Annotated in this window: 12 protein-coding genes, 4 tRNA genes and 1 riboswitch; of the genes, 8 read left to right on the top strand and 8 right to left on the bottom strand. The window is 69.9% G+C overall.

Annotation, left to right across the window (positions count from 1 at the left end; all coding sequences use genetic code 11):
- Positions 1–34: 34 nt before the first annotated feature.
- From ACIBI5_RS05450 to ACIBI5_RS05435, 4 genes are all read right to left on the bottom strand, one after another.
- The gene (locus ACIBI5_RS05450) at positions 35–1030 is read right to left on the bottom strand and encodes a ribonucleotide-diphosphate reductase subunit beta (protein WP_397243424.1); all 996 of its coding nucleotides are present in this window, start codon (positions 1028–1030) and stop codon (positions 35–37) included.
- Positions 1030–3192: a ribonucleoside-diphosphate reductase subunit alpha gene (locus tag ACIBI5_RS05445; protein WP_397243422.1), complete on the bottom strand. Its 2163-nt coding sequence runs from the start codon at positions 3190–3192 to the stop codon at positions 1030–1032. Before ACIBI5_RS05445 ends, ACIBI5_RS05450 begins: the two co-directional genes overlap by 1 nt.
- 112 nt (positions 3193–3304) lie before the next feature.
- Positions 3305–3506, bottom strand: a riboswitch (cobalamin riboswitch).
- A 24-nt stretch (positions 3507–3530) separates the two neighbouring features.
- Positions 3531–4457 carry a Bug family tripartite tricarboxylate transporter substrate binding protein gene (locus ACIBI5_RS05440; RefSeq protein WP_397243420.1) on the bottom strand — a complete coding sequence of 309 codons (927 nt, stop codon included), beginning with the start codon at positions 4455–4457 and terminating at the stop codon, positions 3531–3533.
- Positions 4458–4542: 85 nt separating this feature from the next.
- Entirely contained in the window at positions 4543–5112 is a 570-nt protein-coding gene (locus tag ACIBI5_RS05435) for an ArsR/SmtB family transcription factor (protein ID WP_397243418.1), read from the bottom strand.
- Between the two features lie 80 nt (positions 5113–5192).
- Here ACIBI5_RS05435 and ACIBI5_RS05430 point away from each other — a divergent pair, with 80 nt between their 5' ends.
- On the top strand, positions 5193–6575 hold the full coding sequence (locus ACIBI5_RS05430; RefSeq protein WP_397243416.1) for an alpha/beta hydrolase: 1383 nt from the start codon (positions 5193–5195) through the stop codon (positions 6573–6575).
- Between the two features lie 33 nt (positions 6576–6608).
- Here ACIBI5_RS05430 and ACIBI5_RS05425 read toward each other — a convergent pair whose 3' ends face one another.
- A complete protein-coding gene (locus tag ACIBI5_RS05425) occupies positions 6609–7409 on the bottom strand; it encodes an SAM-dependent methyltransferase (RefSeq protein WP_397243414.1) in 801 nt (266 codons plus the stop codon).
- A 52-nt stretch (positions 7410–7461) separates the two neighbouring features.
- On the opposite strand from ACIBI5_RS05425, the gene ACIBI5_RS05420 reads away from it, so the two are divergent.
- Complete coding sequence (locus tag ACIBI5_RS05420) at positions 7462–8649, top strand: cytochrome P450 (protein WP_397243412.1); 1188 nt, start codon at positions 7462–7464, stop codon at positions 8647–8649.
- A gap of 3 nt (positions 8650–8652) precedes the next feature.
- Here the strand turns inward: ACIBI5_RS05420 and glmS are convergent, their stop codons facing one another.
- The gene (gene glmS / locus ACIBI5_RS05415) at positions 8653–10473 is read right to left on the bottom strand and encodes a glutamine--fructose-6-phosphate transaminase (isomerizing) (protein WP_397243410.1); all 1821 of its coding nucleotides are present in this window, start codon (positions 10471–10473) and stop codon (positions 8653–8655) included.
- Between the two features lie 14 nt (positions 10474–10487).
- Positions 10488–10775: a hypothetical protein gene (locus tag ACIBI5_RS05410; protein ID WP_184962258.1), complete on the bottom strand. Its 288-nt coding sequence runs from the start codon at positions 10773–10775 to the stop codon at positions 10488–10490.
- A gap of 190 nt (positions 10776–10965) precedes the next feature.
- Between ACIBI5_RS05410 and ACIBI5_RS05405 the strand changes: the two genes are divergently transcribed.
- From ACIBI5_RS05405 to ACIBI5_RS05385, 5 genes are all read left to right on the top strand, one after another.
- Entirely contained in the window at positions 10966–12795 is a 1830-nt protein-coding gene (locus ACIBI5_RS05405) for an N-acetylmuramoyl-L-alanine amidase (RefSeq protein WP_397243408.1), read from the top strand.
- A gap of 82 nt (positions 12796–12877) precedes the next feature.
- Positions 12878–12949, top strand: a tRNA-Gly gene (locus tag ACIBI5_RS05400).
- Between the two features lie 16 nt (positions 12950–12965).
- Positions 12966–13036 (top strand) — tRNA-Cys (locus tag ACIBI5_RS05395).
- 49 nt (positions 13037–13085) lie between these two features.
- Positions 13086–13157: transfer RNA gene (locus tag ACIBI5_RS05390), tRNA-Gly, on the top strand.
- 22 nt (positions 13158–13179) lie between these two features.
- Positions 13180–13254, top strand: a tRNA-Val gene (locus ACIBI5_RS05385).
- A gap of 327 nt (positions 13255–13581) precedes the next feature.
- On the opposite strand, the gene panD is transcribed toward ACIBI5_RS05385, so the two are convergent.
- Positions 13582–13944, bottom strand: a complete 363-nt coding sequence (panD, locus tag ACIBI5_RS05380; protein WP_397243406.1) for an aspartate 1-decarboxylase — start codon at positions 13942–13944, stop codon at positions 13582–13584.
- 299 nt (positions 13945–14243) lie between these two features.
- Here panD and ACIBI5_RS05375 point away from each other — a divergent pair, with 299 nt between their 5' ends.
- On the top strand, positions 14244–15563 hold the full coding sequence (locus tag ACIBI5_RS05375; protein WP_397243404.1) for a hypothetical protein: 1320 nt from the start codon (positions 14244–14246) through the stop codon (positions 15561–15563).
- Positions 15564–15573 lie beyond the last annotated feature (10 nt).

The raw sequence follows: 15573 nt of genomic DNA, 5'->3' as shown, positions 1-15573 counted from the left end.
GAAAAATCACACTCCCCCTATGGTGCCGGAGATCTCAGAAGGACTCGTCGAAGGACACGTTGCCCTCGACCGCGACCTGGTAGGCCGACACCCTGCGCTCGAAGAAGTTGGCGAGCTCCTGCACGTCCTGGAGCTCCATGAACGCGAACGGGTTGGCGGTGCCGTACTTCTTCTTCAGGCCGAGCCTGGACAACCGCTGGTCGGCCACGTACTCCAGGTACTCGCGCATGTGCTCGACGTTCATGCCGCCGATGCCGTCGCCGCACAGGTCGCGGGCGAAGGCCAGTTCGGCCGTGACCGCCTCCTCGATCATCTGGGTGACCTGCTCGCCCAGTTCGTCGTCGAACAGGTCCGGCTCCTCGGCGCGCACGGTGTCCACCACGCTGAAGGCGAACTCCATGTGCATCGACTCGTCGCGGAAGACCCAGTTGGTGCCGGTGGCCAGGCCGCCGAACAGGCCGCGGGAGCGGAACCAGTACACGTAGGCGAAGGCGCCGTAGAAGAACAGGCCCTCGATGCACGCGGCGAAGCAGATCAGGTTGAGCAGGAAGGTGCGCCGGTCCTCCCGCGTCTCCAGCCGCTGCAGGCTGGACAGCGAGTCGATCCACCGGAAGCAGAACTCGGCCTTGTCGCGGATGGAGGGGATGTTGTCCACCGCGGCGAACGCCTTGACCCGCTCGTCCGGGTCGGGCAGGTAGGTGTCGAGCAGCGTCAGGTAGAACTGCACGTGCACCGCCTCCTCGAACAGCTGCCTCGACAGGTAGAGGCGCGCCTCAGGAGCGTTGACGTGCTGGTACAGGTTGAGTACCAGGTTGTTGGCCACGATGGAGTCGCCGGTGGCGAAGAAGGCGACCAGGCGGTTGATCAGGTGGCGTTCCTGCGGCGACATCTTGGCCAGGTCGGCCAGGTCGGAGTGCAGGTCCACCTCCTCGACCGTCCACGTGTTGCGGATGGCCGCCCGGTAGCGCTCGTAGAAGTCGGGGTAGCGCATCGGACGGAGCGTCAGGTCCATTCCGGGGTCTAGCAGCATTACTGACACGCCTCGCAGTACTCGGGGTTCTCCAGGGAGCAGGCGATCGCTTCCTGGACGGGGGTCGTCTGAACGGTGGTCTGCGCGATCCGGGTGGCCGGTCGTGAGCGCAGGTAGTAGGTGGTCTTGATGCCCTTCTTCCAGGCATAGGCGTACATCGAGGAGAGCTTGCCGATGGTGGGCGTCGCCATGAACAGGTTCAGCGACTGCGACTGGTCGATGTACGGCGTGCGCGCCGCGGCCAGGTCGATCAGCGCCTTCTGCGGCAGTTCCCACGCGGTGCGGTAGAGCACCTTCAGCTCATCCGGGATGCCGGGGATGTCCTGGACGGAGCCGTCGGCCCGCTTGATGGCGTCGCGCAGGTCCTGCGTCCACAGCCCGCGCTCCTGAAGGTCGCGCACCAGGTACCGGTTGACCTGCAGGAACTCGCCCGACAGCGTCTCGCGCTTGAACACGTTGGACACCTGCGGCTCGATGCACTCGTAGCACCCGGCGATGGAGGCGATCGTCGCCGTCGGCGCGATGGCGATCATGAGCGAGTTGCGCAGCCCGGTCTCGGCGATCCTGGCGCGCAGCGCGTCCCAGCGCTCGGAGGCGCCGACGCCGTAGTGGTCGGGGTGCAGCACGCCCTGGGCGGCGCGGGTGTCGTCGTAGGACGGGTGCCGGCCCCGCTCGACGGCCAGATCGGCGGAGGTGGCGTAGGCGGCGAGGGCGATCTCCTCGGCGATCCTGGTCGACAGCGCCAGCGCCTCCGGCGAGTCGAACGGCAGGCGCAGCGCGAAGAACACGTCGGCCAGGCCCATGACGCCGAGCCCGATCGGCCGCCACCGCTTGTTCGCCTTCTCGGCCTCGGGCGTCGGGTAGAAGCCCAGGTCGATGGTGCGGTCGAGGAAGCGCACCGCGGTGCGGACGGTGCCGGCCAGGCGCTCCCAGTCCAGGCCGGCGCCGGTGACGTGGGCGGCCAGGTTGACCGAGCCGAGGTTGCAGACCGCGGTCTCGCCGTCGCTGGTCACCTCCAGGATCTCGGTGCACAGGTTGGACAGGTGGATGACGTTCTCCGGCCTGGCCGTCTGGTTGGAGACGCGGTTGGCGGCGTCCTTGAAGGTCATCCAGCCGTTGCCGGTCTGGGCGAGCGTGCGCATCATCCGGCCGTACAGGGTGCGGGCCGGCATCTGCCGCGTGTACAGGCCCTGCGCCTCGGCGGCGCGGTAGGCGGTGTCGAAGGCGTCGCCGTACAGGTCGGTGAGGTGCGGGACCGTCTTGGGGTCGAACAGCGACCACACGCCGTCGGACTCCACGCGGCGCATGAACTCGTCCGGCACCCAGTTGGCGAGGTTCAGGTTGTGGGTACGGCGGGCGTCCTCGCCGGTGTTCTCCCGCAGCTCCAGGAACTCCTCGATGTCGGCGTGCCAGGTCTCCAGGTAGACGCAGGCCGCGCCCTTGCGCCGGCCGCCCTGGTTGACGGCGGCCACGGAGGAGTCGAGCGTGCGCAGCCACGGCACGATGCCGTTGGAGTGCCCGTTCGTGCCCTTGATGAGCGATCCGCGCGAGCGGACCCGGGTCCAGGAGATGCCGATGCCGCCGGCGTACTTGGACAGGCGGGCGACCTGCCCGTACCGGTCGTAGATGGACTCCAGCTCGTCCCGGGGCGAGTCCAGCAGGAAGCACGACGACAGCTGCGGCCGGCGCGCGCCGGAGTTGAACAAGGTCGGAGAAGACGGCAGATAGGACAACGTCGACATCAAGGCGTACAGCTCGGCGGCCTCGCCGACCGTCTGGGACAGGCCGCAGGAGACGCGGAGCATGAAGTGCTGCGGGCGCTCCAGCACCTTGCGGGTCTCGGGGTGGCGCAGCAGGTAGCGGTCGTAGACGGTGCGCAGGCCGAAGTACTCGAACCGCTCGTCGGCGTCGGCGTCGATGAGGGCGTCCAGCTCTTCACGATTTTCCCGGACGAAACCGGCGAGCGCGTCCTGGATGAGCCCGGCCGCGTGCGTGGCGGCGACGGAGTCCGAGAACGAGCGGACACCGTGGCCCGCCGCCTCGTCGGCGATCTCCTCGGCCAGCAACCGTGCGGCGACCCGGGAGTTGGCCGGGTCTGCGATCACGCGCGCCGCCGCCTCCTCGATGGCCAGCCGCCGATCCATCTCAACGATCTGCGTCACGTGCAACACTCCTCGCGAGCGAGCTTTCCCCCTGCGAGGGCACGCGAGAGCGCACACGGCAAGTACGGAGATCCCCCGGCCGCGCAGCCCCCGGGCCCTCCCTCGAGGCCCAATGGACAGGACAACCGCTGGCAGGTCTTCGGGCTCGCGGGCGTCTCAACGCGTGAGTCCTACTGGCCGTCGCTTCCCGGACCAGGGTCCAGTGCTGATGACGGCGGTCGTTCCCGCTTACCGCTGCGGGGCAGCCCTGGAATCGCACCAGGTTCCCTTTTGCTCCGCCTCCGGGGAGGCGAACCAGCGACAGTGCAGGATCCTACATCTAGTGGCCGATCCCGCAACTATCCCCGGTATGTTGTGCTCGGCGTGTCGAGCATGCCGAGTTCACGGAGTACTCTGCGGGTACGGGCGGACTCGGTGGCCAGCCATGTGGAGAAGTCGTCGCCGCTGAGCGGGATGGCCTCCCAGCCCCCGTTACGGCAGGCCTCGTGCCACGGCGCCGACCGGGTCGCCTCCTCCATCATGCGCACCGCGGCGCCCCGCCGTTCGCCGTCCATCGCCGCGGGCCCGACCACCGCGCACCAGTCGGCGAAGTCGACGCGAACCCCGCACTCCAGGAGCGTGGGGGCGTCGACGCCGGGGACCCGGGCGGCCGAGGAGACGGCCAGCGGCCTGATCCGGCCGGAGTCGAGCCGGGCCCGCCAGTCGCGCAGCCGCCCGGTGGCCGCCGCGACCTTGCCGCCCTGCATGGCCGCCGCCACCTCCTGGGCGCCCGGGTAGCCGGTGTAGTCGATCTTCCTGACGTCCACGCCGAGCCCCTGCGCCACCAGGCCGAACAGCAGGTGATCGGGCTCGCCCAGGGGCCCGCCGGCCAGGTAGGTGCGCTCCGGCTGGGCCAGCAGGTGGGCGGCGAAGGCGTCGAAGTCCTTCAGCCGTGAGTTGGCCGGCACCACCAGCACCTCGACGTTGCCGGTGAGCCTGGCCAGCGGCGTGGTGGCGATGTGCATGGGGCGCTGGTCGTTCAGCTCGGCGGCGGCCAGCGCGGGCAGGCCGGTGACGGTGACGGTGGTCGTGCCGCCCGTGCCGGTGGCGGGGTAGCCGGTCCTGCGCAGGGTGCGGTAGAGCGCCTGTGCGACCGCGGCCCATCGCTCACCGCCGGGGACGACGCCGACGGGGCCGAGGCCGTTCGCGCCGCCACCCGCGCCGGCGCATCCGGAGACACAGGCGGCCAGGCCGAGCCCGAGTGCGAAGAACTGCCGACGCCGCATGATGCCCCTCCCCGAACCCCGATAGACCTCCCATTACATGAGGTTATTGACAGATCACACGGTGTTACACATCGGGGGGCACTCTTCACGTTTCATCGGCCGGCAGCGCGAACAACCTGATGTAGAGCGGGCGGGCGTCCGGGGGCGCGTCGTCGGCCTGGTGACTGTACTTGGACAGCAGCGCGATGTACTCCTCGAAGAAGGCGTCGAACCCCTCCTTGGTCATCCGGCCGAACCCCCGTGAGGCCTTGGCCCAGTCGGGATCGCGCCGGTAGGCGGCCCCGAAGCGGTCCATCAGCGCGCGGTCCTCGGCCATGCCGATGCGGTAGAACTCCTCCAGCACCGCGCGGCTCTCCGGCGCCACGTCGCGGAAGTTCGGCGTGCGGATGTCGCGCGGCATGTCGGCCTTGCGCCACCAGCGCTCGCGGCCGGCCGAACGTTCGGGAATCTCCTCGATGAAGCCGTACTTCTCCAGCTGGCGCAGGTGGTAGCTGGTCGTGCCGGTCTTGGCGCCGAGCAGCTCGCCCAGCGTGGTGGAGGTGGCGGGGCCGTGCACGTTGAGGTGCGACAGCATGCGCCGGCGCATCGGATGGGCCAGGGCCTTCAGACGCTCGTGATCGTCGAGATACAGCGGCGCCCCATCCTCATCCCTCATGAGGAGAGAGCTTAGTCCTGCCGGATGATTTCTGCAGACATGTCTTTGCCGACAGATCTCTGCAGAGTAGCGTCGGCAGCATGAAGAGGTTAGTGATCATGTTGTTCGCGCTCGTCTGCGCGTTCGTTCCGGCCGTTCCCGCGCTGGCCGCCGACGGGCTGACCGTCACCGAGGTCTCCTTCCGCGGCAGCGGCGGGCTCCAGATGCACGGCAGCGTGCTGGTCCCCTCCGGCGCGCGCGGGCCGCTGCCCGGCCTGGTGCTCGTGCACGGATCAGGCGGCGGCACCCCGCGTACGAAGCTGATGACCGAGGCCGAGGCCTTCGCCCGCCAGGGCCTGGCCGTGCTGGTCTACGACAAGCGCTCCGAGGGCTACTCGATGACCGTCCGCGACTACGGCCAACTGGCCGGCGACGCGCTCGGCGCGCACGCGGCCCTGCGCGCCTTCGCGGGGGTCGATCGGGGCAACGTCGGCATCTGGGGCCTGAGCGAGGGTGGCTGGGTCGCCCCGCTGGCCGCCACCCGCTCCAAGGACGTCGCCTTCGTGGTGATCGTCGGCGGCAACGCCATGCAGCCGCTGCGCCAGCAGACCTGGGCGGTCGCCGCCGGGCTGCGCAACGCCGGCGTCAGCGGCCCGGTGCCCGACCGCGGTGTACCCGCCGTCTACCGGCTGCTGGCCGGGGCGGGGCAGTTCCCGATGCCCTGGCACGACGCGCAGGCCGTGCTCGCCCGGGTCACCCAGCCCGTGCTCGGCATCTGGGGCGCCCACGACCTGCTCACCCCGCCGCGGGAGACCCCGGGGCTGCTGGCCGAGGGCCTCGCGCACGAGAACTACACGCTGCGCTACTTCGCCGGCGCCGACCACGCCGCCCACCTCACGCCCGACCGCGGCGTCACCCGCTCCCCCGAGCTCGCGCCCGGCTACGCCGAGGCCGTCGGGACCTGGGTGAAGCGCGTCGCCGCCGGGCGGCTGCCGACCGCGGAGAGCGTGGGCGAGCTGCCCGGCCAGGCGTCGATGACCGTCGCGGTCCCGCCGCCGGCCTGGTGGGAGTCGGCCGCGGTGCAGGTGGGGGCGCTCCTGCTGTTCCTCGTGGCCTTCCTGGGCTACCCGGTGTGGGCGCTGGTCAGGCGGGTGCGGGGCCGTACCCCGGCGGAAGCGGGGGCGCGCTGGCCGCGGACGGTGGCGATCGCCGCGCCCGTGGCGGCCTTCGGCGCGCTGGCCTACCTGTTCTACTCGGTCATGACGGGCGGCAAGCTGGGCTCGCCCGGCCCGCTGGTGGCCGGCCGCCCGCTCGTCTGGCTGGTCCTGCAGGCCCTCGCGGTGCTCGCGCTGGTCGCGGCCGTGCTCACGGTGCCCGCCGCGCGCCGGGCCCGCGGTTCCGAGCGGGTACGGCTGGCCGTCCTGCTGACCGGCGCCGCCGCCTTCCTGCCCTGGGCGCTCTACTGGGGACTGCTGACGCCGTGACCGGACGGGTGGGGGCGGGGCGCCGTGACCGGGCTAGTGGGGACGGCTCGTGCTGTGACCCGGTTTGCGGCCCATCGCGGCGCGCAGGTACGGCGGCAGCCGGTCCTCACCCACCAGCCGGGGCGCGTCGGGACGCCACTCGGTCACCTCGACCAGTCCCGGTTCGACCAGCTCGAAGTCGCCGAAGAAGCCCAGGATCTCCGCCTCGGTACGCCCCACGGCCCCGCCGGCGGAGGAGCCACGGTAGATGTTCTTGGCCTCCTCCTCCGCCTCAGGGTCACCGAGCGTCGGCACCGCGTGGGTGAGCACCAGGTAGCTGCCCGGCGGCACGGCCTCGCGCAGCACCGCGACCATGCCCGCCGGGTCGTCGGCGTCCTGGACGAAGTGCAGGATCGACACCAGCAGCACCGCGACCGGCTCCGTCCGGTCGAGGAACCCGGTCACCTCGGGGCTGGCCAGCAGTTCTCTGGGCCGCAGCAGGTCGGCGCGCAGGAAGACGACCCGGCCCGACTCCTCCAGCAGCGCGCGGGCATGGGCCGCCACGACCGGGTCGTTGTCGACGTAGACGACCCGGGCCTCGGGCGCGATCTCGTGCACGTTGCCCTGCGTGGGCAGACCGCTGCCGAGATCGAGGAACTGCCTGACACCCGCCTCGGTCAGCGCCCGCACCGCCCGCTGCAGAAAGGCGCGGTTGGCCCTGGCTATGGGGATGGCCTCGGGGATGTGCTTCGACAGCTGGTCGATCGCGTCGCGGTCGACGCCGAAGTTGTTCTTGCCGCCGAGCATGTAGTCATACATCCGCGCCAGATTCGGCGTCTGCGGGTCGAAGGCCACATCATGATCTTAGGTCTTCTCAGCCATGACTTCACTGGATACCGTCCGATTCATGGCCGATTTAGAGCATTTTCCCTTTCCGTCCGGTCCGAGGGGTGCCCCATCGGACCTGTACGCCGTCCGCCGCGAGAAGGAACCGCTCGGCCTGGTCCGGGTACCGAGCGGCGACCACGTCCACCTGGCGACGCGCTACGAGGACGCCGTCGTGGTGCTGACCGACCCGCGCTTCAGCCGCGACCTGTCCTACCCCGGCGCGCCCCGCATGTTCAGCGGCTTCACGATCGCCGAGGCGCCCGGCGGCCTGATCGGCATGGACCCGCCCGGCCACACCCGGCTGCGCCGCCTGCTGTCAGGCACCTTCACCCCGCGTCAGGTGAACGGCTGGCGCCCCCGCCTGCGCGAGCTGGCCACCGATCTCGCCGACCGGCTGCCCGCCGAGTTCGACTTCGTGACCGAGTTCGCCTTCCCGCTGCCCGTCCAGGTGATCTGCGATGTCATGGGGGTGCCCGGCATCGACAGCGAGCGCGTGCGGCGCTGGTCGGACGCCATGCTCTCCTCCTCCGGACTCACCGAGGAGGAGAAGGCCGGTTCGGCCGCGGAGTTCTACGCCTACTGCGCCACGATGATCGCCGAGCACCGCGACTCCCCGGGCGACGGCCTGCTCGCGGCCATGATCGAGGCCAGGGACGGCGCCGACCGGCTCACCGAGGAAGAGCTCGTCCGTATGACGCTCGGGCTGTTCCTGGCCGGGCACGAGACGACCGGCTCGATCCTGTCCAGGGCGGCACTGCGGCTGCTGGCTCCCCGCGACGGCTTCGCACGCCTGGTCGCCGACCCCGGCGTGATCCCGAAGGCGACCGAGGAGCTGTTCCGCGTGGAGCAGCCCGGCGACAGCCCGCTCATCCGCGTCGCCACCGAGGACGTCGAGCTGCCCTCGGGCCCGATCAGGAAGGGCGAAGGCGTCATCGCCTCCTTCTCCGGGGCCAACTTCGACCCCGAGGTCTTCCCCTCCCCCGCCACCATGGACTTCGACCGCGCCGCCGGGCAGTCGCACCTCTCCTTCGGCCGCGGCGCCCACTACTGCGCGGGCGCCAACCTGGCCACGGCGGAAGTGCAGGAGTTCCTGGGCGTGCTGGCCGCGCGCATGCCGGGGTTGCGGCTGGCCGTACCGGCCGATGAGGTGGAATGGACGGTGGGCAGCATCATGGTCCGCCCGCTCCACCTGCCCGTGCGCAGGTAGCCCCTACTCGACGGTGACGCTCTTGGCCAGGTTGCGGGGCTTGTCGACGTCCCGCTCCAGGGCCACGGCGGCGTGGTAGGCCAGCAGTTGCAGCGGGATCGTCAGCAGGATGGGGTCCAGCTCGATCTCGTTCTTCGGCACGACGATCGCGTCGTCGGCCAACTTGGCGTCGGGCTCGCGGTGGCCGATCATGAGAACGTTGCCGCCGCGGGCGCGGATCTCGCCGAGTGTGGTGAGGTTCTTGTCCAGGAGTTCGTCGTCGGGGACGATCGCCACCGTCGGCATCTCGGGGCCGATGAGCGCGAGCGGCCCGTGCTTGAGCTCGCTGGCCGGGTAGGCCTCGGCGTGGATGTAGGAGATCTCCTTGAGTTTCTGCGCGCCCTCCCTGGCCACGGGATAGCCGCGCACCCGGCCGACGAACATGATCGACGGGCGGCCCGCGTACTTCCGCGCGAAGTCCCTGATCCGGTCGCCCTGCTTGAGGATCTCCTCGATCTGGTCGGGCAGCTTGGCCAGGCCGTCCACGATGCGGCGGCCGTCGGCGGGCGAGAGGTCGTGCACGCGGCCGAAGTGCAGGGCCAGCAGCGCGAACGCCACCGCCGTCGAGGTGAAGGCCTTGGTGGAGGCGACCGAGACCTCAGGCCCGGCGTGCAGGTAGATGCCGCCGTCCACCTCGCGGGCGATGGCGCTGCCGACGGCGTTGACGATGCCGATGACACGGCCGCCCTTGCGCTTGAGCTCCTGGACGGCGGCGAGCGTGTCGTAGGTCTCACCCGACTGGCTGATCGCGACGTACAGGGTGTCGGGGTCGACGACGGGGTTGCGGTAACGGAACTCCGAGGCGGGCTCGGCGTCGGCGGGGATGCGGGCGAGCTCCTCGATGAGCTGGGCGCCGATCTGGCCGGAGTAGTAGGCGGAACCGCAGCCGATGATCTTCACGCGGCGGAAGGAGCGGGTCTCGCGCGCGTCCATGTTGAGCCCGCCCAGGTGGGCGATGTGGAAGCGCTCGTCGAGGCGGCCGCGCAGCGTGCGCGCGACGGTCTCGGGCTGCTCGGAGATCTCCTTGAGCAGGTAGTGCTCGAAGCCGCCGGTGTCGTAGTGCCCGGCCTCGACGTCGACGGTCAGCGGCTCCTTCGCGGTCTCCAGGCCGCCGCTGGCGAAGGTGTGGAAGCCGTCGGCCTTGAGCACGGCCAGCTCGCCGTCCTCCAGGTGGACGACCTGGCGGGTGTAGCGGACCAGCGCGGCCACGTCCGAGGCGGCGAACATCTCCTTCTCGCCGATGCCGAGCACAATCGGGCTGCCGTTGCGGGCCACGACGACCTCGCCGGGCCGTTCGGCGTCGAGGACGGCGATGCCGTAGGTGCCGACGACGCTCTTGAGCGCCTTCCTGACCGCCTCCTCCAGGCTGGAGGTCTCCTCGACGGTGCGGGCGATCAGGTGGGAGAGCACCTCGGAGTCGGTCTCGGAGACGAAGGCGACGCCGTCGGCCTCCAGCTTGGCGCGCAGTTCCGTGGCGTTCTCGATGATGCCGTTGTGGACGACCGCGACGCGCTCGTCTGCGGAAAGGTGCGGGTGGGCGTTGACGTCGCTGGGCACGCCGTGGGTGGCCCACCGCGTGTGACCGATGCCGAGCGTGCCCTTGAACCGCGCGGGTACGGCCTGCGCCAGGTCGGCCACCCGGCCCTTGACCTTGCGGACCTTGAATCCCTTGTTGGAGACGACGACCCCGGCCGAGTCGTACCCGCGGTACTCCAGGCGCTGCAGCCCCTCCAGCAGGATGGGGGCGGCGTCCTTCGGACCGACATAAGCCACAATTCCGCACATACGGGCGTCCTCTCTTATCCGTAGACGATGCGGCGCAGCTGGCGCAGGGACAGCTCCGGTGCCGCGACCCGGCGTCCCGGCAACTCCGCGGCGATCCTGGGGAAGATCTCGTCGTTGGTGAGGCCGCGGGCCTTCAACTCGGCGTGCCGCCGCCGGACGAACTCCTCCACCGTTTCGGAGAAGTACGCCAGCACCTCGGCGACCACGCGGGCCGCCTCACCGGGGCCCAGCGGACTGGTCCTGGTCAGGTGCGCGATGAGCTCTTCGTAGGGATGCCGTGCCGTGGACACAGTCGAGGACATTACGCATCTGGGGACCGTTCAAACAACTTCCTGCCCGAAATCGGGCAGGAATTGGTGACTTCGTCCCATGCCTTTGCCTCGCAAGGCCGCAAAATCGGACCACATACGCATCGCACGCCCCGGGTGACACTCTTCTCACAGGGCATGATTACTCTATGTAGTTGTATGCTGCCTTTCCGTGGGAGTTTTCATGCCACACTGGATCGCCCTCACCCTCGCCACCGGCCTCCTGACCGCACCCACCCCCCAGCCCGGACGGCAGGGCGACTTCGCCGAGGCGGCCCGGGAGTACGGCGTTCCGGTCAGCGTTCTGCTCGGGGTCTCCTACCTGCAGTCGCGGTGGGACGACCATGCCGGGCGGCCGAGCGTGTCCGGGGGGTACGGGCCCATGCACCTGGTGGACGGGGGCGCGGCCGTACCGGAAGGCCGTCATCACGACGGCGACCCGCGCGGCGACGACGCCCGCCCCATGCGGCTGACCGCGACCCCCGAGGTTCCCGAGGTTCCCGAGGCTTCCGAGGCTTCCGAGGACACGTTGCGGGAGGCGGCGCGGCTGAGCGGGATCGGGGCGGCGCGGCTGCGGCGCGATCCGGCCGCGAACATCAAGGGCGGGGCGGCGCTGCTGGCCTCCTATCAGGCGCGGCCCAGCACGGCACCGGCCGACTGGTATGACGCGGTGGTGCGGTACGCGGGGTCGCGTGGGTTCGCGGACGAGGTGTTCGCGCTGATGAGGACGGGTGCGGCCCGCCGTACCGAGGACGGCTCCCTCGTCCGGCTGACCGCCGCGCCCGAGGCGGTGCCGCCCGCGCGCCCGATGCGGAAGGCGGCCAACCCGGCCGAGTGCCCGGCGTCGCTGGACTGCGAGTGGATGCCCGCGGCCTTCAAGAAGTTCGGCAAGAAGAAGGACTACGGCAACCACGACCGCCTGAACCGGCCGCGGCGCGTCGACTACATCGTCATCCACGACACCGAGGGCTCCTACGCGGGCGTGCCGTCCATGGTGGACAACCCCCGATACGTCAGCTGGCACTACACCATCCGCTCCCGCGACGGACATGTCGCCCAACACGTGCGAAATCGCGACATTGCCTGGCATGCGGGCAACTGGGATATCAACTCGCGCTCCGTCGGCATCGAGCACGAGGGCTATCTGGCGCGGGGCGGCACCTGGTACACCGAGGCGATGTACCGCTCGTCGGCACGGCTGGTGAAGCACCTGGCGTCGGTGTACAAGGTGCCGCTCGACCGCGCGCACATCATCGGCCACGACAACGTGCCGGGCACCACCCCCGGCACCGTGCCCGGCATGCACGAGGACCCCGGCCCGTACTGGGACTGGGCCCGTTACTTCGCCCTCATGGACGCCCCGCTCAAGCCGGCGGGGAACGGCGACTCGGTGATCATCCGCCCCGACTTCGACGAGCATCGCGAGCGCTACACCGGTTGTTCGAGCAAGCGCCCCGCCCGCGCCTGCCCGTCGCAGGGCTCGGCGTCGGTGTGGCTGCGCACCGCGCCGCGCGAGGACGCGCCGCTCGTCGACGACATCGGCAAGCGCGTGGGCAAGGACAGCACCTACAGCGTGTACGACCACAGCGCCCGCGCCTCGACCGGCCAGCGCTTCGCCGTGGCCGGGCGCGAGGGCGAGTGGACCGCGATCTGGTACCTGGGCCAGAGGGCCTGGTTCCGCAACCCGCCGTCCGCACCGACCGCCATCCCGGCCGAGGGCCCGCTGGTGACGCCGGTGAAGGACAAGGTGCGGGTGTACGGCCGGGCGTACCCCGAAAAATCCGCCTATGCCGGGTCAAGGAGCCGCTTCCAGCGCCACGTCCCCCTGAACTACGTCATCCGCCGCGGCCAGTCCTACTCCGCGGACCTCACCCTGACCGGCACCTACCACCGCGCCGACTCCATCCACCCCGCCCACCACGACACCGTCAAGGGCCGGCTGCGCTACCACCAGATCCAGCTCGGGCACCGGGTGATGTTCGTACGGGCGGAGGACGTACGGGTCGTCAGGTGAGGCGCGCACACGCGCGTTGCGCACGGGCACTCCACGGAAGCGATATGGTTTTCCCGTGACCGGCGCTCGCCGCCGGACACACGCGGAAGTGGCTCAGTGGTAGAGCATCACCTTGCCAAGGTGAGGGTCGCGGGTTCAAATCCCGTCTTCCGCTCGGAGTGCGATCTCCTGGTGGAGTGGCCGAGAGGCGAGGCAGCGGCCTGCAAAGCCGTCCACACGGGTTCAAATCCCGTCTCCACCTCGGTTGTACAGCGGACCGCCAGGATCCGCTAAAGTAGGTCAAGCGCCATGCGGAAGTGGCTCAGTGGTAGAGCATCACCTTGCCAAGGTGAGGGTCGCGGGTTCGAATCCCGTCTTCCGCTCGTGAACAACTGAATAATCCCAGGACGATTAGCTCAGCGGGAGAGCGCTTCCCTGACACGGAAGAGGTCACTGGTTCAATCCCAGTATCGTCCACCAGCACGGCCACCGGGCCAGTCTCAGCCCGTCCAGGATCCTCGCCCCGCTCGCGCACCTGGTTGCTCACCTTCGACGCGCCTCCGGACGCCGCCATCCCGTGCCACTGTCCGGTGATCTCGGAGGCACGCAGCTCCCCAGAGCAGGATCATCCGGAAGGCCGGCGCCCGCTCTTTCCCTCATCGCCCTTGAACCGCACCTCGCCGGTCGGACCGCCTGGGCGGAGCGGAGCAGCGGAACGGTCCCCGTGAGTCGTCACCCGGACAGGATGCCCCCAGGAGGGGTCCCCGGCGCCGGCGGGCGGGGCCGGCGCCGGGTTTTCCTGGATGGTCAGGTCAAGGCGGGTTCGAGGATGCGGTTCTGCTCGTCCACCAGGACGACGCGGGGCCGGTGCTCGGCGATCTCGTTCTCGGCCAGCTGGGCGTAGGTGATGATGATGACGGTGTCGCCGCGCTGGACGAGCCGGGCCGCGGCGCCGTTCACCACGACCTCGTTGGCGCCCGGCGTCCCAAGGATCGTGTACGTCTCGAACCGGGCGCCGTTGTTGACGTTGACGACGTGCACCAGTTCGTGCACGCCGATACCCGCCGCCTCCAGCAGTTCGGGCGAGAGCGTGAGCGAGCCCACGTAGTTCAGGTCGCTGTCGGTGACCGTGGCCCGGTGGATCTTGGAATTCATGAAGGTGCGCAACATGCGGTGAGCCCCTGTCTGGGTCGATGGAAAGCCGTCGGAAAGTCGATGGATACAGGGCCGACGCCCGCGCCGAGTTTATCCAGCCCCACCCCCGACGACCAGCGAAAAACTCTGCGGTGCATCTTTAAGGAATACTGAAAGGCCCTCGATTCGGCTCAGCCCGAATAGATTGGCAGCCGCCGCCGGGGCCCATAACGTCGCGTCCAAGGGGTAATCGGGGATGAACATCTGGCGCACGCCGTACGGGCGCGCCGTTTTCCCACGTATGTTCAGAAGGGGATTCCGCCATGCCGAATTCCGTGACCAAGCATTACATCGATCAATGTCTGGACGAGCGCTCCGGCCTGCGTGACGCGGTACGGCGGGCGCCGTTCTCCCCGGCCTTCGCCCACGCCTACGGGCAGCGGCTGGCGGATCGGCCGTGGTTCGCCGGCGAGGCCCGGCTGCGTGAGTTCGCCGCCGATCTGCGGCCGTTCCTGGATCTGCTGGTGTCGCTGCCGTGGCGGTTGTTCGACGGCGACCTGGCGGCGTACTGCGCGACGCTGGGTGTCAGTCCCCGGCACGCCGCGGTCATGACGAGGAACGCGACCCGCAATCCGCCCAGGTACGCCCGGCCTGACGTGTATTTCGACGGCTCGGCGTTCAAGCTGCTGGAGCTCAACATCTGCAGCGCGCTCGGCGGGCTCGACCAGGCGGCGGTCAACCGGGCGCTGCTGGAGGTGCCCGAGTTCCGGGCTTTCGCCGAGGAGCACCGGCTCGGGTTCTCCGACACGGCCGCCGAGTTCGCCGCCGCCCTGCGCGACATCGCCGCGCCCGTGGCGGAAGGCGACAGCCCGGTGGTGGCCATGACCGAATGGACGGACGGCCTGGCCGCCTATGGGCACCGTATGCAGGTGCTGCGGGAGCAAATGGGCGCGGCCGGTCTCGACGTACGGCTCGCCGAGGCAGGGCAGTTCAAGGAAAAAGCCGGAAAGCTCTTTCTGGACGGCACGCCGGTCGACATGGTCCTGCGCTATTTCTCGGTCGACGAAATATGCTCTGACCCGTCAGGGGAAGAGCTCTTGGAGCCGATTGTGCGGGCCCACGAATCGGGCCGGACTGTTCTCCATTCAACGCTCGACAGCTATCTCTACTCCAACAAGGGCTGCATGTACCTGCTGTCGGACCCGCGCTGGCGGGAGGCGTTCACGGCCGAGGAGTCCGCGCTGATCGACCGGGTGCTGCCGTGGACGCGGGCCCTGTCGGGCGCGGACGTGGTCGAGCAGGCGCTGGCCGAGCGCGACTCGCTCATCCTCAAGCCGCGCGTCGGCTACGCCGGCACCGGGACGGTCGCCGGGTGGGCGGCCGGCGAGCGGGAGTGGCGGGAGGCGGTGGCGGCGCACACCGGCGACGGCTACATCGTCCAGCGGCGGGTGACGCCGCAGTCCGAGCCGGTCTGCGACGCCGGCAGCGGCGAGGTGGCCGACTGGATCGCCGCCTGGAGCTTCTTCTTCACCGACCGCGGCTACGCGGGCTCGTCGTTCATCCGCGCCATCCCGGCCGGCTCGGGGCCGATCATCAGCCCGTCCACGCAGCCGCCGATGCGTACCACCAGCGTCTTCACCTTTCCGCACGAATGAGGGGTTGCAG

The sequence above is a fragment of the Nonomuraea sp. NPDC050540 genome (assembly GCF_044457485.1).
Taxonomy (GTDB): Bacteria; Actinomycetota; Actinomycetes; order Streptosporangiales; family Streptosporangiaceae; genus Nonomuraea.
Note: the sequence above shows the minus strand (reverse complement) of the source record. Positions and strands in the feature narration are given on the sequence as shown.